General features: G+C 52.1%; 1 pseudogene. It reads right to left on the reverse strand.

The annotated features are described in order from the left end of the window. Positions 1-388 (reverse strand): annotated as a pseudogene (locus C1I97_RS39040) (sugar diacid recognition domain-containing protein); the annotation flags it as partial.

The raw sequence follows: 388 nt of genomic DNA on the forward strand, positions 1-388 counted from the left end.
ACAATAGCCACCACTCGCGGTTGATTGAAATCGATCCCCAGCCGTTGCGCCCATTCAGTAAGTGCGGGAGTATTCTCCTTTGCCTGAATCGGTTCATCACCAGTTCCTCCTGCAAACGGCTATCCTGAGCCAACAAGTACATCAACCGCGACTGTTCCAGCATCATTTCAGCCGTCATGCAGGCCAGTTCGCCATATTTACGCAGATTCTCTGGTTCACCTGTCAGGCCAATTACGCCGACAATTTCACCTTCCAGCCGTAACGGTAGATTAATCCCTTGCCGCACACCGTGCAGATGACGTACCACCGCGTCATCGATATCGACGACTCGTCCCTGTGAAAGTACCAGCAATGCACCTTCGTGCAATTCACCAATACGCTCACGATC

The sequence above is a fragment of the Streptomyces sp. NTH33 genome (assembly GCF_003236365.1).
Lineage (GTDB): Bacteria > Actinomycetota > Actinomycetes > Streptomycetales > Streptomycetaceae > Streptomyces.